General features: G+C 58.0%; 15 protein-coding genes, 1 pseudogene and 1 other annotated feature. Of the genes and pseudogenes, 8 read left to right on the top strand and 8 right to left on the bottom strand.

What is annotated here, in order from left to right; all coding sequences use genetic code 11:
* Nucleotides 1–81: 81 nt before the first annotated feature.
* From ACXAIC_RS19545 to ACXAIC_RS19525, 5 genes are all read right to left on the bottom strand, one after another.
* Entirely contained in the window at nt 82–4,431 is a 4,350-nt protein-coding gene (locus tag ACXAIC_RS19545; RefSeq protein WP_475184092.1) for a translocation/assembly module TamB domain-containing protein, read from the bottom strand.
* Nucleotides 4,432–4,606: 175 nt separating this feature from the next.
* Entirely contained in the window at nt 4,607–6,511 is a 1,905-nt protein-coding gene (locus ACXAIC_RS19540) for an autotransporter assembly complex protein TamA (RefSeq protein WP_475184090.1), read from the bottom strand.
* 360 nt (nt 6,512–6,871) lie between these two features.
* Entirely contained in the window at nt 6,872–7,783 is a 912-nt protein-coding gene (gene folD / locus ACXAIC_RS19535) for a bifunctional methylenetetrahydrofolate dehydrogenase/methenyltetrahydrofolate cyclohydrolase FolD (RefSeq protein ID WP_475184089.1), read from the bottom strand.
* 144 nt (nt 7,784–7,927) lie between these two features.
* Nucleotides 7,928–9,121, bottom strand: a complete 1,194-nt coding sequence (locus tag ACXAIC_RS19530) for an AGE family epimerase/isomerase (RefSeq protein ID WP_475184086.1) — start codon at nt 9,119–9,121, stop codon at nt 7,928–7,930.
* A 169-nt stretch (nt 9,122–9,290) separates the two neighbouring features.
* The gene (locus ACXAIC_RS19525; protein WP_475184083.1) at nt 9,291–10,829 is read right to left on the bottom strand and encodes a trimethylamine methyltransferase family protein; all 1,539 of its coding nucleotides are present in this window, start codon (nt 10,827–10,829) and stop codon (nt 9,291–9,293) included.
* Between the two features lie 335 nt (nt 10,830–11,164).
* Between ACXAIC_RS19525 and ACXAIC_RS19520 the strand changes: the two genes are divergently transcribed.
* Both ACXAIC_RS19520 and bmt read left to right on the top strand, forming a co-directional pair.
* On the top strand, nt 11,165–13,726 hold the full coding sequence (locus ACXAIC_RS19520; protein ID WP_475184081.1) for a GcvT family protein: 2,562 nt from the start codon (nt 11,165–11,167) through the stop codon (nt 13,724–13,726).
* Nucleotides 13,727–13,828: 102 nt separating this feature from the next.
* Nucleotides 13,829–14,857: a betaine--homocysteine S-methyltransferase gene (bmt, locus tag ACXAIC_RS19515; protein WP_475184079.1), complete on the top strand. Its 1,029-nt coding sequence runs from the start codon at nt 13,829–13,831 to the stop codon at nt 14,855–14,857.
* A gap of 26 nt (nt 14,858–14,883) precedes the next feature.
* Here bmt and ACXAIC_RS19510 read toward each other — a convergent pair whose 3' ends face one another.
* On the bottom strand, nt 14,884–15,384 hold the full coding sequence (locus ACXAIC_RS19510; RefSeq protein ID WP_475184077.1) for a hypothetical protein: 501 nt from the start codon (nt 15,382–15,384) through the stop codon (nt 14,884–14,886).
* 310 nt (nt 15,385–15,694) lie between these two features.
* On the opposite strand from ACXAIC_RS19510, the gene ACXAIC_RS19505 reads away from it, so the two are divergent.
* Nucleotides 15,695–17,062, top strand: a complete 1,368-nt coding sequence (locus tag ACXAIC_RS19505; protein ID WP_475184075.1) for a ferredoxin reductase family protein — start codon at nt 15,695–15,697, stop codon at nt 17,060–17,062.
* Nucleotides 17,063–17,171: 109 nt separating this feature from the next.
* Nucleotides 17,172–17,597, top strand: coding sequence for a PaaI family thioesterase (locus ACXAIC_RS19500; protein WP_475184073.1), 426 nt, complete (start codon nt 17,172–17,174; stop codon nt 17,595–17,597).
* A 48-nt stretch (nt 17,598–17,645) separates the two neighbouring features.
* On the opposite strand, the gene ACXAIC_RS19495 is transcribed toward ACXAIC_RS19500, so the two are convergent.
* Nucleotides 17,646–18,857, bottom strand: coding sequence for a GGDEF domain-containing protein (locus tag ACXAIC_RS19495; RefSeq protein ID WP_475184071.1), 1,212 nt, complete (start codon nt 18,855–18,857; stop codon nt 17,646–17,648).
* A 330-nt stretch (nt 18,858–19,187) separates the two neighbouring features.
* Between ACXAIC_RS19495 and rplM the strand changes: the two genes are divergently transcribed.
* Both rplM and rpsI read left to right on the top strand, forming a co-directional pair.
* The gene (gene rplM / locus ACXAIC_RS19490) at nt 19,188–19,655 is read left to right on the top strand and encodes a 50S ribosomal protein L13 (RefSeq protein WP_475184068.1); all 468 of its coding nucleotides are present in this window, start codon (nt 19,188–19,190) and stop codon (nt 19,653–19,655) included.
* A 2-nt stretch (nt 19,656–19,657) separates the two neighbouring features.
* The gene (rpsI, locus tag ACXAIC_RS19485; protein ID WP_475184066.1) at nt 19,658–20,134 is read left to right on the top strand and encodes a 30S ribosomal protein S9; all 477 of its coding nucleotides are present in this window, start codon (nt 19,658–19,660) and stop codon (nt 20,132–20,134) included.
* Between the two features lie 195 nt (nt 20,135–20,329).
* On the opposite strand, the pseudogene ACXAIC_RS19480 reads toward rpsI, so the two are convergent.
* A pseudogene (locus tag ACXAIC_RS19480) lies at nt 20,330–21,307 on the bottom strand (transposase).
* Nucleotides 20,910–21,026, bottom strand: a sequence feature (AL1L pseudoknot). (Overlaps the previous pseudogene by 117 nt.)
* A gap of 90 nt (nt 21,308–21,397) precedes the next feature.
* Between ACXAIC_RS19480 and ACXAIC_RS19475 the strand changes: the two are divergent.
* Together ACXAIC_RS19475 and ACXAIC_RS19470 are read left to right on the top strand one after the other, a co-directional pair.
* Entirely contained in the window at nt 21,398–21,772 is a 375-nt protein-coding gene (locus ACXAIC_RS19475) for a hypothetical protein (protein WP_475184063.1), read from the top strand.
* Between the two features lie 196 nt (nt 21,773–21,968).
* Complete coding sequence (locus ACXAIC_RS19470; RefSeq protein WP_475184061.1) at nt 21,969–22,349, top strand: hypothetical protein; 381 nt, start codon at nt 21,969–21,971, stop codon at nt 22,347–22,349.
* Nucleotides 22,350–22,818 lie beyond the last annotated feature (469 nt).

The raw sequence follows: 22,818 nt of genomic DNA, 5'->3' as shown, positions 1-22,818 counted from the left end.
CACGGGAATTTGTCGCATTATGAGGGTCCGGTGGCGGGTTTGCGGCAAAAACCTGCTAAAACTAACAAGATACCCGCTTTGTCAGTATTCTCTTTCGAAGAAAATCCCCGCCTTTGAGGAGCCGTCGGCGCCCACTTCGCCGCGCACTTTCAGGCCCCGGTCCAGGTCAATATCCACCTTGACCCTGCTGGAGTTGGACCCGGTGCCCTGTTCGACACCAAGATAGATATTGTCATTGATGTATTTCCCGACCGCAACGGATGGGCCGTCTTCGCCGTCCGTATTGATGTCGATGGCATCAAGACCAAGGGACTTGCGGATCGAGGCCAGCGGCCCGCTGTCGCTGCCACCGGTCAGCGTCGAGATCGCCGCAGCCAGACTGGCGACCTGGGTGGCGGAGAGGTTGCCGACGCTTTTGCCGAACAGCAACAGGGCCAGAACTTCGTCCTGGGGGAGCTCCGGAGAGGAACTGAAGGCGATCTGGGGATCATCTGCCTCGCCGCTCACAGTGACCGTGATGGTCGTGCTGTTGACCGATGTGGTTGCGACAAAGTCAATCAGCGGGGTCAGCGAGCCGTCAAAGGTCGCACTGCCCCGGGAGAAGACCAGACGTCTGTTCAGAATATCAAGCTGGCCGCGTTTCAGCGAAAAAGCGCCGATTGCCTGCGGATCGGCTGTTGTTCCGGCGACTTTCAGACTACCTTGCAGCTCAGTGTCGAGACCACGCCCGCGGATGAAAATCCGCCCTGGCGCTGACAGAAGAATGTCGAGGCGCGGCGGCACCGATTTTTGCTGGGCCTGACTTTGCTTGGGCTCGCCCCCGAGATCCGCCACCTGTTGACGCACAGCAGCCGACGCATTCACATGCTGAACATCGACCGGCGGGATGGCGCCGGGCAGATATTCGGGGATGGAGACATCGGCCTTGTTGATGGTAACAGTGCCACCAATAAGAGCGGAGTTTGAGGGCGAGGCGAGTGGCCCGGTGATCTTGATATCCGCCGTGACGTCCGCTGTGACGAGGCCAGGGTCCACATAGCGGCCATTGTTGAGCTTCAGACTGAGATCCGCGGGAAAGCCGTCTTTCATGCCAACTGTGCCGCTGGCTGCAAGGGAGCCGCCGGTGGCAAGATCTCCGGAGATCCCGTTGAGGGACGCCTGATCCTGGGTGACGGACGCAGTGCCCTGAATGTTTTTCAGTGTCAGCCCGGTGGACAGGCTCGTGACTTGCAGTCCGGTAGGCGTTGCGGTGATCTGATAGACTGGTGCAGTGGCCGAACCGCTCACCTTTCCGGACAAGGAGACTACGCCGTCGCCGCGCAGGCCTGCCTCCAGCAGTGGACGGCGCAGGGTCGCAACGGGAACGGTCCCGTTCAAAGTGACCGCAAGCATATTGGGCTGGGCCAGTCCCACTGTGCCCACCGCCGTCAGCTTCAGCCCGTTTTGAGTGCTGATCACCGTGTCCTGGGTAATCGTGTTGTCCTTCAAAGACCCGGAACTCTTCAGGCTGAGCGCGGCAAGGCCGTTTTTCTTCAACTCACTTGCGGTGAGGCCCGCGCCCGAGATCGTCCATTGTGCCTGCGGTGCGGCAGCACTGCCAGTGGCCGAGACTGTGCCCGACAGGGCGCCGCCGAGCCCGAGCGATGGAACAAAGGCGTTGGCCAGATCAAGCGGAACGTCCGTGAGTTTCGCGGTGAGGTCAAGCGTGTCTCCGGCCGATCCTGAGACGGCCAAAGATCCGCCGCCAAGTTGCAGATCCAGCGGCGTTAGGACCGCGGTCCCGTCCGCATAGGACAGGGTGGCCGGTGTTTTCAGCTGGCTTGCGAGGCCGAGATAGGTCATGGAAAGCTTGGACAGGTCCACCCGATAGGCGCTAGCCGAGGGCTGGGTCACGAAGGCGGCAAGAGACAGGCCGTCCTGGTTGTCCGGGTCGACCCGGACATCCGCCGTAAACGAGGTGCCGTTGCGCTCGGGCGTGGCAAGCAGTTTGACTTCATGAACCGGCGTAGCGTCGGTCACAAGGCTGGACAGGGCGATATTTGCGGACACGGTCTGCGGCGTATAGGGAGCTGCGATATCGGCTTTCAGCGTCAGGCTGCCGATCTTGACAGACGGCACGGCGATGCCGCCGCCCGACAGGTCAATCACGAGTTTCTTCGCATCCGGATCGGCAAAGACGGAGCCTTGCAACTGGCCGTCAATCTCTGTCAGCAGCAGTGGTGACAGGGAGGCCAGATCCGGTGCGTCGATTTTCAAAGTTCCGGCGAGGGTTTCCAGAGCATTGTCCAGACGGCCTACCTTGAGGGCGCCCTGAACGGTATTCCCGGCCAGTTTCACTGACAAAGGGTCAATATCTGCGCCGCCGTTCTGGCTTTTCAGGTCGACGTCAACGGAAATCGGCTGGCCATTGAGGCGCGCTGTCGTGGTCACAGTGGCGCTTGGAGCAGCCGGATTCGATATGGCCTTGACCGAAAACTCAAGCCCATCGAGCGGGGTTCCGGCAAGCAGGATCTGCTTTGAGGTGGCCTTGGCCTCAACCTGCAGCGCTCCGACCGGTCCTGCGGTCTTTGCAGTCAGGTTCAGCGTCCCGTCCAGTTGCGGATCGATGCGGGCCAGATCCTCAAGTGCCGCCGTCAGGCTGGAGGTCAAAGCGCCGGATTGATAGCGGGCGGTGCCAGACAGGGTGAGCGCGTCGTTCTTGAGGGCCAGGCTCTTCAGGGTGATGTCGCTGGTCCCTTTCAGGTCCAGAACCGCATCGAGGCGTGTGTTCTGCGACAAAAGCCCGTCGGCCTGAGGAAGACCGGTTTTCAGAGCGTCGGCAACCAGCGCAACCGTTGTGGACCCGGCAAGGGACTGCGGATCAAGATCCACGGAAAAGGACGTCGAGACGGCTCCGCCCAGATCCCGTCCGGCCAGGTTCGAAAAGACCTTTAGGTCAGGCACGGACAGCCGGCCCTGGCCTGAGACCTTGTTGGTGGAGGCAAGCGTGTCGCTCAGGGAGAGGGAAGCTGCAGAAAAGGCGAGGGCAAGATCAGAGACTTCCAGGGTCTGGGCCTTGCCGTCGAGTGTCCCAGCCCCTTTTAGCGACAGCGGGCCGGTGAGGGGCTCTGTCGCAGGAATCAATCCCTGAAGGTCTGACACGGTCAGATCAAGGTCAAAGGGTGAAGACAGGGCGTCGGGGGTTAGATTGGCCTCCTTGCCTGAGAGGTTCAGGGAGAGGCCTTCTATCTTTGCCTCATAGGATTGGAGGGAGGCGAGCGTCAGGCGGGTTGTCCAGCTTGCTTGAGACAGCGCGCCTGACACCGAGACGTCCGCGCTGAGCGGCCCAAGGGCAACCCGTTTGTCGCCCAGGTCAAGCGCAATCAGCTGGGCATCCCCGCCGGTGACCGAAAGGGTCCCGTTGGCGCTGATCTCTCCATTTGTCAGCGCGCCGGAGCCTTCAAGGGACACCGTCTGCGTTTTGAGGGAGAGTTTGACGGAAAGCGGTTCGAACACCGGGCTGAACCGGGCGGCGCCGGAGGCCTTGGTGGAGCCAAGTACAAATGCCCGGGCCTGCGGAGGCACCAGCGGCGCAAGGTCGCCGTCCAGATCAAAGGTGAGGTTGCTGCCGCCGCCGGTGTCTTGAAGCTTGGCAGAGCCTGTCACGGTCCGGTGGCCGTCAAGGGCGACGGCAAGGTTTGCTCCCCAGTCGCTCAGAGGGCCCTGGCCTTCGAGATCCACGGACAAGGCCGGAAGATTGGGGACGTCCAGAAGGCGGGCCGCCAGGCCGCCCCGGGGCTCGCTCAAGGCCACCTGAAAGGTCAAGGTTTCGGCGGCTGGTTCAAATTCGGCCCTTGCGGTTAGCTCTGCTGCCACCCCATCCACTCTGCGGACGTCAAGATCGGCGCGCAGCAGCGCCGGGTCGGGCGCAAAGGATCCACCTCCTGAGGCGGTCAGAGACACTGGCTCTCCGATCAACGCCGCGCCGAGATTGACCTCCTCCAGCTTCAAGCCGCGCACGGTGATATCGACGGGGACGGAAAATCCGCTTTCAGTGGGTGTGGCCGTTTCGGAACCGGGTGCATCCGAAGCTGCGTTCGGGGCCGGTAGTCGGTTCAGGTCTATCCGCCGGGCTGAAACGCCGGTGATCTCAAGATGACCGGCCAACAGCTGCAGCGGATGCCAGGACAGTTTAAGCGTTTCAGCGTCAAACCAGGGGCCTTTGGTGTCCGTGATCCGGACTGCGTCGATTTGGGCATTCAGGCCGAAACTGACATAGAGGCCTTCAACCGTGATGGTTTGAGTGTCACTGGAGGCCAGAGAACTGACGAGCGAGGAGACGAAGTCCCGGCCCGGCTGAACGTGTAAACAGGCAATCAGCACGACGGGCAAGGCGGCCAAAAGGGCCACCAGAGCGCCAAAAATCCGTAAGGTCAGTTTCATCAAACGCATTTGGTTCCAGCTCTGCCGGTCTCCAGCCGTTCTGCAACCCCAAAGTGCCGGACGGCTGACTTTTTCACAAGCATTTGGCCTTGCCGGGGCCTTGAGACAATAGCTGATAAGAAATTGGAAACGTTCCGTCCAGTTGCCGGGGCGCGGGCGTGTGGCCCGCAGCGCGGCAAAACGCCTAAAATGCCTGGCTCAATCCCACATAGAGCGCAAAATCAGGGTCGTCTTTCTCCGGTTCCAGCGGTATTGCAGCATCAATGCGTAAGGGGCCTATGGGAGTGAAATAGCGCAGTCCAGCCCCAACGCCCACTTTCAGCTCTTCTGAAAAATCGGGGAAACTGTCTTCATAGGCATTGCCAGCATCGACGAAGCCGACCAAGCCAATGGTCTCGGTGATGCGCACGCGCACTTCCCCCGACAGTTCGATGAGGGAACGGCCTCCGACAACGTCATCGCCAATCCTCGGCCCGACATTGCGGTAGGCGTAGCCCCGGATGGAACCGCCGCCACCGGCAATGAACCGGCGGCTGGCGGGAACCGCTTCGATGGAGGGCGCGAAGATCGACCCGGCGGTGATCTTGCCTGCAAGAATAAAGCGTTTGGACTTATCAAGCGCGTAGTAGCTGGACACCGTGCCCTTTACGAAGCCCATCGCGTTGGAATTGAGCGTGTCATAGGCAGGCTCTGCAAACAGGGCGGCAAAAACGCCCTTGGAAGGGTTGAGCTTGTCGTCCCGGTTGTCGAACAAGAGCTCCGCGGGGAGACCCACCAGAAGATACCGGTCATCCCCGAAGGCATCTTCTTCATCTGCATAAAACAGTTCGGCCCCGGCGCTGCCTTTCAGCGTGTCCGAGAAGTCCCGGTTGAGGCGCGCATCATAGGTGAGCGTCTTGCTCTTGTAAGCATCCGGGTTTTCCTGGCGGGCCTCAAGGCTGGTGGAAAAACTGGTCAGGGGTCCAAAAACACCTGGCTTTTCAAACGCGATCCGGGCCGAATATTCCTGGTTCTCAAAGCTTTCCGTACCGATCCGGCCGATGGAGCCTTCAACAGACAGAAGTTCACCTCGGCCAAAGAGGTTCCGTCGCCGCCAATAGGCTTCCACACCAAAGCCTTCGGTGCTGGACCAGGACGCTCCCGCACCGATGACATGGCGTTTGCGCTCGCTGACTTCGATGGTGATTGGCATGACGCCGTCCGGACCGGCAATGTCGCCTTCCACGAATCGGATCGACGAAAAGATGCCAAGGTCGTTCAGCCGTTTGCGCGCCCTTGCAATGTCTGCAGGTGAATAGGTGCCGCCTTGCGGCAGCATGGCCTGCTGCCTGACAAAATCCGGGTCCGTGACCTCTGTGCCGCTGACCGAAACAGCGCCGAACTGGGCGCGCGGGCCTGCATCCGCCACAAGGGTTACATCCAGTGTGTTCCGGCTGTGATCGGCCGTGATCCGCCGTTCGGCGATTGAAGCCTTGGGATAGCCGCGGCCGCGAAGCACGGACACGATTTTGCTTTCTGCTGTGAGAATCTTGCCTGATCCGGCAGTTTCGCCGGGAACAAGTCCCCAGAAGGACGGATCGGTCGACAGTTCGCTGCCGGTCGCGGAGACCGCAACGTTACCGAAAATGAACGTGGGGCCGGGATCGACCAGAATGGCAACTTTGACCGGACGGGTGTCCGGCAGGTTGTCCTGTTCCAGTGCTGTCTCGAGAGGGATACCGGCCAATGTGATGGAAACCGTGCCCCCGTAGCGGCCATCCGCATAGAGCTTGGCGATCAGGCGTTCCCGGTCCGAAAGCGCCCGGGCTATCAGGCCCGGTTCTCCGGAGGGGCGCTTTTTCTGCTGCTGAAGCAAAAGGGAGGCGGATTTCAGGCCTGCTGTCAGCTCTTCATGGCCATCGGTTACCGACAACTCGGTCTCATAGGAGATCGGATCAGGCACCGCCTCCGTTTCCTCTTCCTTTGCACCGCCGAACGGGGTCCAGCCAAAAAGGTCAAAGGCATTGGCAGACGACACTGGCAGGCAAAGCGCAAGGGCGACGCAAGTGCCTGGAACCAGCCGGTTTGAAAACGCAAAAAGGGCGGTCACCTTGCAGGCAACCAACCGGCCCAAAGCAGTTCGAACCGTGTTCCAGGCATCGCCGGAACCCGAAGACGGTAGACCCTTCACTTACTGCCGCCTGACGGTTGAGCCGGCCCACAAAGGCCAGGCTGTCGAATAAGCTGTCTCAATTGTGTTTACGCAGTCCCTACACAATTGAACGTAGAACTTCGTCATTAATGTTTGCTGAACAAGGGTAGACCATGCTGCCCTGCCGGTTTCAAGAGCCGAAGCCCATCAATGAATTTATCAGAACAACTTAGGAGAAGACTTCTCTGTTGGTGAAGTATTTTTGACACGGGGCCCACAGTAAAAATCGCGAGCCCCGATTTTGAAACGGAAACAGATTTAAAAAAGCGGCTCTTCTTCAGGAAGGCCCATGAGCCGGCGGGCAGCGGTCAGGGTGTTGACCATAAGCATCGCAATGGTCATCGGGCCGACGCCGCCTGGAACCGGCGTGATGGCCCCCGCATGTCCGGCGGCTTCTTCAAAGGCGACATCACCCACCAGACGGGTTTTGCCGTCGCCCCGTTCCGGAGCCGGAACACGGTTGATTCCAACGTCAATAACGGTTGCCCCCGGTTTGATCCAGTCTCCCTTGACCATTTCCGGGCGCCCGACGGCTGCCACGACAATGTCGGCTGCCCGCACCACATCCGGCAGGTCTCTGGTACGGCTGTGGGCAATGGTGACCGTGCAGCTTTCCTGCAGCAGTAGGCTGGCCATGGGTTTGCCGACAATGTTGGAGCGGCCGACAACCACAGCACTCTTGCCAGAGAGCGTGTCTCCCAGAGTGCGTTTCAACAGGACCAGACTGCCGGCCGGTGTGCACGGCACCAAAGCGCTGTCCCGTTCACCGGCGGTTAGAAGTCCTACATTGACCGGGTGAAAGCCGTCCACATCCTTCTCCGGGCGGATCAGGCGCAGGACCTTGCTTTCGTCAATGTGCGCGGGCAGGGGCAGTTGGACGAGAATGCCATGAATATCGGGATCATCGTTGAGCTGCCGGACGAGGCCGAGCACTTCGTCTTCGCTCACCGTTTCGGCAAGCGTGTGTTTGACGGAATGGAAGCCGCAGGCTTCTGCCGCCCGGTCCTTGTTGCGCACATAGACTTGGCTGGCCGGGTCTTCCCCCACAAGCACAACCGCGAGTCCGGGACGCTGTCCGCTGGTTTCCAGAAGCTTGGCAGCGCGGCGGGTGATTTCTTCGCGAACCGATTCAGCAATCGCCTTGCCATCGATGAGTTGAGCCTGTGACATGCGGCCTTCCTGTCGCCTTTCGGGAGTTTCAATGAGATCCGGCGACAAGCTATAGAGCGCGCAGCGCAGGAGAAAAAGGCCGAATACGTCTTATGTGACCCTGTCAGCGCCAATTGGACACGGGGCGAGGCCGTGTTTCAGAGTCTAAGAAGGCTTCAAAGTCCCGGTGACCCGGTCCAGTTCCGAAAGGGCGCACACGATATGATAGAGTGAACTTGCCGGGGCCGGTTCCACGGCAAAGCGTCCATCCGGGCTCTGCTTGTCACGCCATAGACCGGCGGGAGCCGTCTCCAGAAAATGCCGGAGGGCTGCAACAGCGTCCGGAACATCCGACAGATAGGCCTCCCGCTCCGGGCCGCCCGACACTTCGGCCAGCGCGAGAGCGGCCTTGATCCATTCGGTCTGGCCCCAGAGGCGGGCGAGAGGATCGTGAACGGTGAAATCGTCCTTCAAGGCCATGAAAGTCACGCCGCGCGTCTCATCGATCCCGTAGGTCCAACCAATGTCATAGAGGCGCCGAGCGGCAATCAGAGCGCCCGCATCTCCCCGGGAGGTGCCCCATTTGCACAGGAGCCAGGCCCATTCGAACTGGTGCCCGGGTTCCATGATCCGGCCGCTGTCTCCTTCGAGCGGGGACCAGTCCAGATCGAAGTATTCGCGCAGGCCGCCGCTGACCGGGTCGATGAAACGGGTGAGCGCCAGCTCGGCAATTTCGTCGGCGAGATTCTGCCAGACCGGATCGTCCGAAACCGCTTCCCAGGCCAGACAAGCCTCAAACAGATGCATATGCGGATTGGAGCGCAGCGGGCGTGTGTCCGGATTGGCCTCCCGGAACCCGGTCTGCGGGTGGCGGTACCGGTCCATGAGATTTTTGAGCACATTGTTGGCCTTGTCCGCGGCCTGCCGCTTGCGCTCCGGCACCTGGCCAGCCACATGGGCAAAGGCGAACAGCGCAAAAGCCTGATTGTAGAGATCAAAGCGGTCATCGGTGACCGCATTGTCCAGATCAACGGCGGCCACGCATGTGCCGGAGCCGGTCAGATAGGTGTTTGAAAACCAGTCGAACAGGCCGGTCGCGATGCCGTTTGCCTGGTCCTCCCAGCCAAGCCGGCCGCCTTCCAGAAAGGAATAGATCTGCCGGGCCACAACACGGGCTCGCCGGGATTGGTCCGTTGGAGTGAGCGTTTCAAGATCTATGGCTTCGAAACATTCGCCCTTGGATAGATCCGCACCGGTTTCCAGCCAGAGAGGAAGCGCCTTTGAGGTCAACCAGCGCAACATGTCCTGCGACAGGAGGCGCAAGCCTGCAAGGTCCTGGGGTCTGGACTGGGATTCCATAAGGGTCCTTTCGGCCTTGGATGTCTGACGGGATGCGCGGATGCGGACCGGCCCGCGGACAATAGCCCGCTTCGCCGTCAGGTCACGCAAAAAAATGCCGGCCCACGTCAGGCCCGGCGGTTTTTACAAAAGCCTGTCAGGAGGGAGCCTGCCGGAGACGGCGCTTGGCTCAGACATTGCTGTCGGGGAACGAAGCCTTGCGCTCGGCCATAAAGGCCATCAGAGCCTCGTCAATCGCTGGATCCAGCTCCGGTCCGCTATAGGCGCGCAGCATTTCTTTCCATTGGGCATTGGCCCGCCGGGCCGCGTCCAGCTCGCCGTCGGCCAGCCATTGCTCATAGGAATTGTTGTCGGCAATCGGAGAGCGGTAGAAAGCGGATTCGAAATTGCGCTGGGTGTGCGCCGCCCCGAGGAAATGACCTCCCGGGCCGACTTCCTGAAGCGCATCGAACGCCAGGGTCTCGTCCGACACATCAATGCCTTTGGCCAGAACATGCATCATGCCGAGCTGGTCCGCATCCAGAATGAACTTTTCATAAGAAGAACACAGCCCCCCCTCCAGCCATCCGGCTGCGTGAAGGGCGAAATTCACGCCTGACTGTACCGTTGCAAGGATGGTCTGGGCGGATTCCTGCGCCGATTGCGCGTCCGGAAGTTTGGAGGCGGTGAACGATCCGCCGGAGCGGAAGGGAAGATTGAGACGGCGGGCCAGTTTGGCGGCACCGTTCAAAAGCAGCGAGCCTTCCGGACTGCCGAAGGTGGGCGCTCCGGACTGCATTGAAATTGAGCTGACAAATGCGCCGAAGACAACAGGCGCGCCGGGGCGGACCAACTGGGTCAGTGCGCAGCCCGCAAGTGCTTCGGCCAGTACCTGCGACAAGGTGCCAGCCACGGTGACCGGGCTCATGGCGCCAGCCAGAATGAAGGGAGAGACAATGCAGGCTTGATTGTGTTTGGCATAGACTTTCAGGGCCCCGAGCATGGTCGCATCAAAAACAAGCGGGGAATTGGCATTGATCAACTGGATCATGACGCAGTTCTGATCGACGAATGCGTCTCCAAAAGCGATTTGCGCCATGCTGACTGAATCTTCCGCCCGCTCAGGGGCCGTCACAGAGCCCATGAACGGCTTGTCTGAATATTTGATATGGGAATAGACCATATCGAAATGGCGCTTGTTGACCGGCAGATCGACCGGTTCGCACACAGTTCCGCCCGAATGATGCATCCAGGGCGACAGATAGGCGAGCTTCACGAAATTGCGGAAGTCTTCAATGGTGCCATAGCGGCGGCCCTGATCCAGGTCTGTGACAAAGGGCGGGCCGTAGACAGGCGCAAACACCAGATTGTTGCCGCCGATTTCCACATTGCGGGCTGGGTTACGCGCATGCTGGGTGAACTGGCGCGGCGCGGTCTTGAGGATTTCGCGCAGCATGCCTTTTTCAAAGCGCACCCGCTCGCCCTCGACCTCGGCACCTGCCGCTTTCCATAAGGCCAGCACTTCGGGATCTTCCCGGAATTCCAGTCCGATCTCCGCCAGAAGACGGTCCGCATTGGCCTCGATCTTTTCCGCACCCTCATCGCTCAGCACATCATAGACGGGGATTTTGCGGGAAATATAGGGAACGGCCTGGCTGCCCGGACCGGATTGCCGGCGCTCCCGGCGGGCGGATCGTCCACGGCGGCCTGAAGGAGCGGCGTCTGACATGTTGTGCCTCCACATGTGCTTTCTTGTTTGACCCAGTCTTGAACAAACCGTCTGGCGGGCGGGGCCCAGATCCGGCGCTCACTGCCCTGAATGCGTCATTTCAGGGCGGGGGGGACTCTATCGCAGCCGGCTGTCCCGCGCCATGGGGCAAGGCCAATGGGAGGCGGGAAGCGCTTGGAGGCCTTTGGGAAAAAGCCGTTTGCAGCAGCCTTTGTGCAGCAGGTCATTTTGGGGCTGCGTGTCGCGGTCAGTATGCCGCCGTGACGCAATCAGACTATTTCGCGCAAGAGGCTGCCGCGATACTGCGGCCCGAACGAATTGAAGAGGACGCAAACATGTCAGCCTTTCCTGACAAAGCCAGGGTCGTCATTGTCGGCCTCGGTGGTATTGTCGGCGCATCTGTCGCCCATCACCTGATCGAACGCGGCTGGGATGATATTGTTGGCATCGACAAGTCTGGCATTCCGACAGATATCGGCTCCACCGCCCACGCTTCCGACTTCTGCTACACCACCAGCCACGACTACCTGTCGGTCTGGACAACCCAGTACTCCATCGAGTTTTTCGACAAGATGGGACACTATGCGCGGGTCGGCGGGCTGGAAATTGCCCGTAAGGGCGACGATGCCTGGATGGAGGAAATCAAGCGCAAGGTCACCTCGGGCAAGGCGTTCGGAACCAATGTGCGTCTGGTAGAGCCCGACGAAATCAAGAGCCTCTTTCCCCTGATTGAAGAGAACATGGTGCAGGGGGGCATGTTCGATCCCGATGCCGGTCTTGTTGTTCCGCGTTCACAGACCGTTGCGGGCAAGCTGGTGGATGAAGGGGAAAAGACCGGCAAGCTGAAAGCCTTTGCCAACACGCCCGCTCAGTCACTGATCGTGGAAGGTGGCCGCATCAAGGGGGTTGTGACCCATCGCGGCACTATTCTGGCCGATCATGTGATTGTCTGTGCCGGCCTGTGGGGACGCCAGATCGCGGAAATGGTCGGTGAAGACCTTCCGGTGATGCCGGTGGACCATCCGCTGACCTTCTTCGGTCCTTATAATGAGTTTGAAGGCACCGGCAAGGATATCGGCTTTCCGCTGCTGCGCGACCAGGGCAATTCGGCCTATATGCGCGACACGGGCGATCCGAAAACCGCTGAAGGCGGGCAGATCGAGTGGGGCTATTATGAGACCACTCATCCGCGCATGTGCCATCCCCGGGATCTGCAGGAAAAGCATGAAGCGCGCCTGTCGCCCTCCCAGCGGGATCTGGAGATGGAACAAGTCATCGAGCCCCTGGAGCGGGCGATGGAACTGACCCCGATCCTGGGCGAGCTCGGCTATAATGAAAGCCATTCTTTCAACGGCCTGCTTCAGGTCTCCGCCGCAGGTGGTCCCTCCTGCGGGGAAAGCCAGAAAGTACGCGGGCTTTGGTATTGTGTTGCCATCTGGGTCAAGGACGGTCCGGGCTACGGTAAGCTGATTGCCGACTGGATGACCGACGGGCGCACCGAAATCGACCATGCGTCAATCGACTATTCCCGGTTCTACCAGCACCAGCTGAGTGAAGAGTTCATTGAAGGGCGCTGTTATGAGGCGGCCCAGAAGATCTATTTCCCGGCGATCCACCCGCGCGAGCCCTATGCCTCCGGGCGCAACATCAAGCGCTCGCCCTTCTATGAGCGGGAAGTTGAACTCGGTGGCTACTTCATGGAACTGGGCGGCTGGGAGCGGGCGCATGGTTATGCGGCCAATGAGCATCTCTTGGAGAAATATGCCGACCGGGTGCCGGAGCGGGCAGCGGAATGGGACAACCGCCACTTCTGGCGTGTCTCCAATGCGGAACAGCTGGCCATGAGCGAGGATTGCGGCCTCATCAACCTGTCGCATTTTTATATGTTCGATGTGGAAGGGCCGGATCATGTGGCCCTGATGGAATGGCTCTGTGCGGCCCGCATTGGCGGCGATGCCAATATCGGCAAGGGCATTTACACCCACTTCCTGGATGACGGGGGCAATATCCGCGCCGATCTGACCGTGTTCCGCATGGAAGACCGTTGCCGCATCGTTGACGGGGCCGATGCCGGGCCGCGTGATCTGCACTATGTGAAGCGCGTTGCCGAGGACAAGGGCTTTGATGTCACGGTCACAGATGTGAGCGAACGCTTCACCACGATCGGGATCTGGGGGCCAAATGCCCGTGAGAACCTGAAAAAGGTGGTTTCCGATCCGGCTGCGCTCGATCCGCAGGCCTTCCCCTTCGCTGCGATCCGTCCCCTGGAGATCGCCGGACGCGGGGTCTCGGCTCTGCGCCTGTCCTATGTGGGGGAACAGGGATGGGAACTTCACATGGCCTATGAGGATGGCCTGGCGGTCTGGGACGCCTTGCGCAGCCTCGGTGTCACGGCGGTTGGCGTGGAGACCTATGCCAATTCCCGCCGTATGGAAAAGAGCCTGCGCCTGCAAAATGCGGATCTCTTGACCCAGTATAACCTCTATGAAGCCGATTTGGCCCGGCCCAAGGTCAAGGATGCGGATTTCCGCGGCAAGGCCAAACATCTGGAATACCGGGCGCGGGCCCATCAGCCAGCGACGCTGTGTACTCTTGTTATGACCGAAAATACCGATGCCAGCGGGATCAAACGCTATCCGGTCGGCGCCATGCCGGTCATGGATCCGGAGACCGGCAAAACCCTGGTCGACAGTCTCGGCCGTCTATCCTACACGACGTCGGTCGCTTTTGGCCCGACGATCGGCAAGAATATCGCGCTCGCGTATCTGCCCCAGGGCTATTGCGAAGTGGGCCGGAAACTGACGGTCGAATATATGTCGGAGACCTATCCGGTCGAAGTGGCCGGGGTTGGCTATCAGCCGCTTTATGATCCTGACAATCTGAAGCCGAAAAGCTGATTCTTAAAGACAGGGCAGGGGCTGACACTGGGCTCAATCCTTGAACATGCGCAGTTGGGGCGCTTTGAGCCGACGGCCCCAGAAGGAATGAAAGACCATTTGATGTCGAAATTGGAAGACCTTCTGGCCCAAAAGGGTGCGCTCCTGGCGGATGGGGCAACAGGGACAAATCTTTTTGAGATGGGGCTTGTCTCGGGGGACGCGCCGGAATTGTGGAACTTGGAGGCACCGGAAAAGATCAAGGCCTTGCACCAGTCTTTTATCGATGCCGGGTCTGACATCATCCTGACCAATACTTTTGGCTGCAACCGTCACCGCCTGAAGCTTCATGGCGCGGAAGGCCGGGTAGAGGAACTGAACAGGGCGGGAGTGCAGCTGGCCCGGGACGTGGCCGCAGGCGCTGGGCGTGAGGTTCTCATTGGCGGGTCCATCGGCCCGACAGGCGAGCTGTTTCAGCCGTTGGGTGCGCTCAGCTATCAGGAGGGTGTTGCGGCATTCCGGGAACAGATCGAAGGTCTGGTAGCAGGCGGTGCTGACATCCTTTGGGTCGAGACCATGTCAGCGGTTGAAGAGATGAAGGCAGCCGCCGAAGCGGCCCAAGGGGCCGGATTGCCGCTCGTGATCACCGCCAGTTTCGATACGGCAGGCAAGACCATGATGGGGCTGGCTCCGAAGGGGCTTGGTGATCTGCAAGCGCAGTTTGCCTGCATGCCCGTTGCCATCGGTTCAAATTGCGGGGTTGGTGCGTCCGATCTTCTGGCTGCGGTCATGGAAATGACCGAGGCCTATCCGGAGGCGATTGTGGTGGCCAAGGCCAATTGCGGTATTCCCCAGATCCGCGGCGATGAAGTTGTCTATACGGGCACGCCTGACCTGATGGCCAAATATGCCCATATGGCCCTCAATGCCGGTGCCCGGATTATCGGAGGCTGCTGCGGCACGTCTCCCACCCATCTTGCGGCCATGCGTCAGGCACTGGATGCCCATGAGCCAGGCCCCCGGCCGGATCTGGAAGATGTTCTGGCGAAGATCGGCCCGCTGATATCCCCGCCAAACAAGGAAGCCGATGCGGTCCGCGCGGCGGGAGAGAGTGGCTCAGGAGGGCGGCGGCGGGGCCGCCGCCGGGGGTAGCTCTTTTCGCGACCAGAGACACTCCTTCAGCAGGGGCCGGGCTGTGCGTCCATGTAAGGCGTTTTGGTTTCCGTGAGCGAGGCCGAGACAATACCCATCGGCTGGTAGGGCGGATCCACCTGCATGCCCGGATTTGTCATATGGATCTTGTAGCAGCCCGTATAGGTTTTGCGTGTGCCGTTGGTCTGAAGCGACAGCAGCGCAACGGGAAGAGCCCAGTAGATTTGCCCTGCTCCAGGGTCAGGCTGCGTGCTGCCGAATTTCACCTCAACTGATTTCGTGCCGGCATAACCCTTGACCCAGATATTGAAATCCTCCGGTGCTGACTGGGCCTCAAAGTAACCATAGGCCTGGGCGTATGAGCGGGTGCTGATGGCAAAATAATAGCTCTCGATCAACCTCTGCGGGCTCGACCGGTCATCCAAATAGGTCCAGTCCTGCGCATAGGTTTCATCTGGCGCAAGGCCGGCCAGAAGGGGCAGGGAGGCTGAAAGGATGGCAATGCGTGCAAGTCGGATGGGCTGCATGTCTTTCTCCTTTTCCTGAAAGGCCAAAACCCATCGCGTTTTATCGGACTTGGTTTTCGCCGTCTGACATCAAAGAGGCCACAACTCAAGACAAACCACTTTGAAACTGCATAAATGCGACAGGCTCCAGATGAGTGTCCGGTGAGTGGTGTTGTGACGCAAGAAGGGTAGTTTTTGCACGTCCATTGTCCGGAAATACCCCGTGAACTCCCGCAGTTTGGGCAAGGTCCGTGCCGGACAAACTTAAGTTTATTGATTTTACGTCTTCAGCTGCTACGTCAACGCGGATTTGGCCGTCAGGATAGCCGTGATGGCTGGCACAGGAGGGGTGACGTTGCGGATTTTCGGTCTTTTGGTGATTGGAGCGACTTGTCTTGTGCCGCTGGTCTGGTTTTTTCAGATCGCGGCGGCGCGTGATCCGGTGGCTGCCTTCAGCCAGTATCTGGGAGCGGCCGCCCTCATTGTGATGGGCATCAATCAGGCTCTGGCCACCCGGGCGCCCGGTCTGGAGATGATTTTTGGACCGCTCGACCGGATCTATGTCCTTCACAAGTGGCTGGGCGTTGGCGCGATGGCAGCCCTCGGACTGCATGACATCATTGATGCGGATATGCGTGGCCTGAACGGGGGGGCTCTGTCCGGGATCGCCGAGGATATAGGTGAAATAAGCCTCTATGGTCTCCTTATTCTGGTTCTGGCATCGGTGATCACTTTCATTCCCTATCATTTGTGGAAATGGAGCCACCGTCTGATCGGGGTCTTTTTCCTGATGGGCGCCTTTCATTTCTTCTTCATCGAGAAGCCTTTTTCCAACACGGACCCTGTTGGGCTCTATATCTCCGCCTTCTGCCTGCTCGGGCTGGCCAGCTATGCCTGGATGTCAGTTATCCGGCCAATGGCGCCCCGTGGACACCGCTACAAGGTGATGTCGGTCTGCCACTTGGATGGTGTGACAGAACTGGCGCTTGCCCCGGAAGGGCGAGGGCTGAAACACAGGGCCGGGCAGTTTGCCTTCTTGAGCCTTGCAGGCCATGGCCTGTCGGAAGCTCATCCTTTCACCTTGAGTGATGCGCCGCGGCCGGACAGGAGCCTGCGGTTTTCCATCAAGGATCTGGGCGATTACACCAGCCGGTTGCGCCGCAAGGCCGAAGAGGGCATGGAGGTCCGGGTGTCCGGCCCATTCGGGCATTTTTCCATGCCCGCAGGCCGCGACCCGCAGATCTGGATCGGGGCCGGGATCGGGATCACACCCTTCCTGGCTTTTGCTGAAAGCCTGAAGTCTCGCGAAACCGGGCCGGTGAAACTGTATTATTGTGTACGCGGGCGCGAAGATATTCCCTATGCGCTGGAACTAGAAAAGCGTGCGGAAGAGGCGGGAACCCTGGAGGTGGTCATCGTCAATTCCGCGGAAGGTGTCCGGTTGACGCCGGAGCGGATTGCGGCGGACCTGAACGGGGACCTCAGCCGCGCACATGTGTTTTTCTGCGGGCCGAAAGCCATGCGTAGGTCCCTGAGGCGTGGCCTGGTGTTGCAGGGGCTGCGGGCATCCCGGTTCCATTTTGAAGAGTTCCAAATGCGTACGGGCATTGGCCTTGGCACGCTCGCCGCCTGGCTCTGGGACAGTGGCATTTATGCCCTGGAAAAACGGCGCGCCGGAAACCGCTTGCCGGCGGAATAGGGTCTCCTGCACTGCTGGTCTGCAATTGCACTTGCCTTCCGGCCGCTTTGACGTTTACGTAAAAGAGAGCCGGGAAGCCGGCGCCGAGGTGCAGATTGGGGGAGGCCGCATGCAGCCAGTGATGTCAGTTGGGGAGATCGAGCAATTTCTGGACAGGGAGTTTCCCCAGATTCACGCTGGCGGGCGGGCCTATTGGGCGGAAAGTCTGAAGCCCGGGGTGGCCGTTGTGCGTTTGAGCGCGACGGAGCAGCATCTACGCCCCGGTGGAACCGTCTCCGGGCCGTCTATGATGGCACTCGCGGATCTGGCGGCCTATGTGGTGGTTCTGGGCCATATCGGCCCGGTGGCGCTGGCGGTGACCACCAGTTTCAACATCAATTTCCTGCGCAAGCCACCGCCGGGAGATCTCCTGGCCTCGTGCCGGATTTTGAAACTTGGAAAACGGCTTGCCGTTGTTGACTGCGCCATTTCAGGGAGGGGCAGCGAGGATCTGGTTGCTCATGCCACTGCTACCTATTCGGTGCCGCCCCGCTGATCACCGGCCCGCGCGCAAGACGATTGAAACTTAGGCTGGCCTTGCACCTCAGGCGGTTTGCCGGGGCCTGTCCTGCGTGAACAGGCCTTCCAGATCCCGTGAATATTCGATCACCTGGCCGCGGCCGCTGCGTTTGGCGGCATAGACGGCCAGATCGGCCCGGTGCAGAGCTGTTTTGGCCGTATCCCCGTCAACGGCAATATAGGCGCCGGTGCTCAGGCTGGGCACGTAGCTGCGGCTTTCGTGATAGAAAGTCTTGCGCGCATCTTCCATGATCCGGCCATAGAGGCTGCGGAACTCGATCAAACCGATATCCGGGCACAGCACCACGAATTCATCCCCGCCGAACCGGCCCACATAATCCCCCTTGCCGCGCAGGTTGGCCTTAAGGATCCGCGCGGTATGCTGCAACAGGCTGTCACCATAGGCGTGTCCGAACTGGTCATTTACCTGTTTGAAATGATCGAGATCGACAAACAGAATTCCAAGACTGAGCGGAACCTGCGGTGCGTCGAAAAGATCTGCAAGAATTTCCGTCGTGCTGTTGCGGTTGAAGGTGCCGGTCAACTGGTCGTAGCGCGTATATTCCAGAAGCGTCCGGTCTTGCCGTATCATTTGCCGGGTCTTGTGGATATAGGCCGCAGCCGGAACAAGCAGGATCAGGATAGTGCCTGCAATCAGATAGCCGCTGATTTGACGAAAGGAGACTTCAAGGGCTTCTTCAAGGTCGCCGACATTGACCGAGACTTCAACAGTTCCGATCCGCTCGCCCGAGGGGTGGAATGCGGGCATAAGAACTTTCACATAAGTCTGAAGATGTTCGGGAAGGCCGATGCGTACTTCTGGTTCGTGCAGCGTTACGATGCTTTGGCCGGTTTGAAAAGTCTGCAGCGCCTGTTCACTGAAGAACTGTGTGGGCGCGAGCACCCCATTGTCTGACAGGAAGGTCAGCATGCCCTGATCGTCAAACAGCTTGAACCGGATGACCCCTGTGAGTGCAAAGGAATTTTCCAGCCGGGCGAAGTCATCTTCGGGGGCGACGCCGGTTTCGATCATCTGCACGGCGGAAGGTGTTGTCTGAAAAAAGTTGTCGCTCCAGTTGCGTGCCCGGATTTCAGCATCCTTGCGTATGGCAACGTGGACCTGCCAGTCAATCAGGGCTTCGAGCGAAATATAAACAATACCGACAAGAAAGAGCGTTCCGAGCAGCGCGAAAAGCAACGGATACCGTTTTACTCGCTTCAGGTTGTCGCGACTCATTCTCGCTCTTTCCGATGTTCGCTGAGGGAAATTAGGACTCAGGACTTAAGACTAGGTAAAATCGACGGGAACGCCGGGCAAGACGGACTCGGTCCGCTGAAGGAGGAGGGAAAACATTAGATCGGAAAGCTGGAAAAAATGTGGTAACATGATACCGTTTTTGTAAGTAATTGAAATTATTAACATAAAATAGCGAGAGGTCCCAAAAAGTCTGTTGACGGCTGTTTTGGCTGCGCGTATAAGCACCCTCGAACGAATTCAGGGTCCGTTCGCTGGCTCATTTGCAGCCGCGCGGGCCCTTTCCTTAACCGACCAAGTTGGATCAAACTCATGAAGACCTTCTCTGCCAAGCCGGCTGAGGTCGAGAAAAAGTGGATCTTGATCGACGCAGAAGGCATGGTTGTCGGCCGCCTGGCCGCTTTCATCGCCAACCACCTGCGCGGCAAGCATCTGCCGACCTACACCCCCCATGTCGACACCGGCGACAATGTCATCGTTATCAACGCTGACAAGGTGGTGTTCACTGGCCGTAAATACGACAACAAGAAATACTACTGGCACACCGGTCACCCGGGCGGCATCAAGGAGCGCACCGCGCGTGGCATCCTGGAAGGCCGGTTTCCCGAACGTGTTCTGGAAAAGGCCGTTCAGCGCATGATGCCGGGCGGTCCGCTGTCCAACAAGCAGTTGAAGAACCTGAAAGTTTACGCTGGTCCGACCCACCCGCACGAAGCTCAGTCGCCGGAACTCGTCGACGTGAAGGGCCTGAATGCAAAAAATGACGGCAAGAGGGCTTAAGAATGGCTGAGCTGCAATCCCTGGAAGAACTGGGCGGTGCGGTCGAAACCGCTGCCCCTGAAGCTCCGGTCCATGTCCAGAAGCTGGACGCTCAGGGCCGTGCCTATGCAACCGGCAAGCGGAAAGACGCCATTGCGCGTGTCTGGATCAAGCCGGGCACTGGCAAAATTGTCGTCAACGGCAAGGATTTCACCGAATATTTCGCACGTCCGGTGCTGCAGATGATCCTGCGCCAGCCGGTCATGCTGACCGAACGCGATGGCCAGTATGACGTGGTTGCAACCGTCACCGGCGGTGGCCTGTCCGGTCAGGCGGGTGCCGTGCGCCACGGTCTGTCCAAGGCCCTGACACATTACGAGCCGGAGTTGCGGTCCATTCTGAAGAAGAATGGCTTCCTCACCCGCGACTCCCGTGTGGTTGAGCGTAAGAAATTCGGCCGCCGCAAGGCCCGCCGGTCCTTCCAGTTCTCCAAGCGTTAGACCACCGCTTCACAAAAAAATATACAAAACAAAGGGTTGCGTGTTTCGCAGCCCTTTTTTATTGCCTTTTATGCGTAGCACAGAGTTGATCTGATTGACAAAATGGTTAGCTAATATAGCATATGCGTAGCACACAGCTCTGCTATTGGTTTGAGGTGAACCGCACCGGGTTTACCGGAGGCTGTTTGGTTTAAGTTATGCGGCTTCGGCCGTTTGATCTAGCCTGGCGTAGTATTGTTCCTTGCTTCAGCCGGAGGCATGTTTCCGATCGGCTCCAGCAAGCGCCTGTGGTTGAACCAGTCGACCCATTCGAGTATTGCGAATTGACGGCTTCGAAGTTTCGCCACGGTCCACGCCGATGAATGACCTCGGCCTTGTAAAGCCCATTGATCGTTTCTGCGAGAGCATTGTCGTAGCTATCGCCGACGCTTCCGACGGAGGGCTCGATACCAGCCTCGGCCAGGCGCTCCGAATACCTGATCGACACATATTGGGCGGATTCAACCGGTCGTCGCAACCCCCCGTTGATGGAGGTGTAAATGACAAAAACAGGCAGACGAAAGTCCGAACGTTCGACCCGGGACAAATTAAACTCTCCCGGCAGGCCGCCAGTCTGGCAACGTGAGAATCTATGCCGGTTCTGGCGTGCGCCATAGACCCGAAAGTTCTCTTCGAAGACACGGCGGATCTCGATCTTCAGAGCGATATCGCGGCGAGCGCGGGACGATAGGCGATCCACATCCTCACGCTTGGAGACATTCTCATAATAAGTCGAAGGGGCAATCGGCAGAACTTTGCAAATCGGCTCGACCCCGAACACCGGGCGGTGCTCATCGATGAAAGAAATCATCGCTTCAATGGGCGGTCGAGCTCCGCCATCGCGAAATATGCAGACGCCTTGCGCAAGATCTCGTTGGCCTGACGAAGCTCACGGTTCTCCCGCTCAAGAGCCTTCATCTTCTCGACCATCTCCGTCGGAATGCCAGCCCGGACACCACTATCAACCTCGGATATCTTGACCCATTCGTTCAGTGTGTGCGCCGAGCAACCGATCTTGGCTGCTATCGATACGATCGCCTGCCAGCGAGACCTGCGCTGGCCTTCACTATCCAGCACAAGACGAACCGCGCGCTCGCGTACTTCAGGGGAAAACTTGTTTGTTGTTTTACTCATCGTGCTCCATCCTACTCAGGAGTTGGAGCCTCCGGCAAACCCGGTGCGGTTCAGTTGGTGATTTTACACCACCATACTTAAGGAAATAGGATGGAGTACAAAACAGAAATGCGAAAGCTAATAGACATTGTTAAGCAACAAAGCTTCAATGCTCCATTAGAAAGCAGGTTAGAGGATCTAACAACATTATCAGCAGCAATAAAATATTTGTCTGATCGTATAAGCATTAGAACAAAGAAAAGTCTTTATCCAACTGACAAAGCTGTCATCAAACAAAAGGGTAAAAAGCAGAAACCAAAAGCTTACCTTTCAGTTAAACCATTGCCAATACCACAAAGTAAAAATACACCTTCATCATCAGCACCAATACAAAGCTTAAGCAACTTTGACTTTAATGCGAAAAGAGATGACTTTTTGGCAAAGCAGTCTGCTGTTAAGCCAATCAAACCACAGCCACCAACGTAGAAAATGTAGTAAGCAAAAAATACATTGGCAGCTGTGTTTTTCTATCAACGTTTAAAATCGTTGGCGTGTAGCAATAAGTGCGATTAACATACGTTTTTGTAGGGTTGATAATCTAATTTGACTAAACGACAGACTGACTATGTGACACATGATAGAAAAAGTTGTGTCGAAATAGCTGATAGGTTACGTTTTATCGATGAGTAGGTTAATTTCAAAAAAAGCTATAAATTATCATTCAACTGAAGCACAAGCGGCAGATTGGGTCACCTTTAGAGTCGAAAGAGTAACTGTAATAAATTCTGCGAAAAAAATTATAGGTGGTCTTTGGATTGGTGGAAGTTGTGAGCTTTATGAAGATAAAGTAATCATACGACCGAATGGAATGAATGTTGCTAGTCATAAAAATATTTCAGAAATTGAAATTCCTTTTGAGTTTGTAGAGAACTGTGAATTAGAAAAAAAGCTCACCACAAGTATTGTTAGAATAAATTTTGCTGGCACCTTTATAAGATTTAGGTGTTGGGGAGCAGAAAAGTTTATGTATGATATTGAACAAGCAGTAAATAACTTAAACTAAGTAGTAGCACAGCCGTAGCACAAAAATATCCGCCTTAAATATATCAATATACACAATGACTTGTCGAAGAGGTGGCTTAGCAAAGCGTTAATCGCCGGACAAACTGGTTCCGATCTTTTAAAGAACCCGCTGGAGCGATCCAGCGGGTTTTTGTGTTTTGGGACCTGTGTACGTTTTGCAAAGCGCAGTGCGGGTAAAGAACGCGCTTCAAGATTTTCTATCCTTAAGGAAAGACTGCATCTCCTCTTTGCGTTTTTTCTGAATAGACGTGAGCGTCCGTTGAACCCGACCTGCCGCTTTTCGATTTGGTGCGTTAAGTGTCCGCTTAATTAAATGGACATTTAAGGGCCCTTAATGAGTAAGCGAAGAAAGCGGCGGAGCTGGGCACCCGCAACAACCCGCTATTTTGAGGCGTCCCGACGGCTTTCAGCCATGAGGCCCGCGTTTTTGCCCCGGATCGGATTGATCC

Source organism: Roseibium sp. AWQ4_254, assembly GCF_056161025.1.
This window is presented reverse-complemented; position numbering and strand designations above follow the sequence as displayed.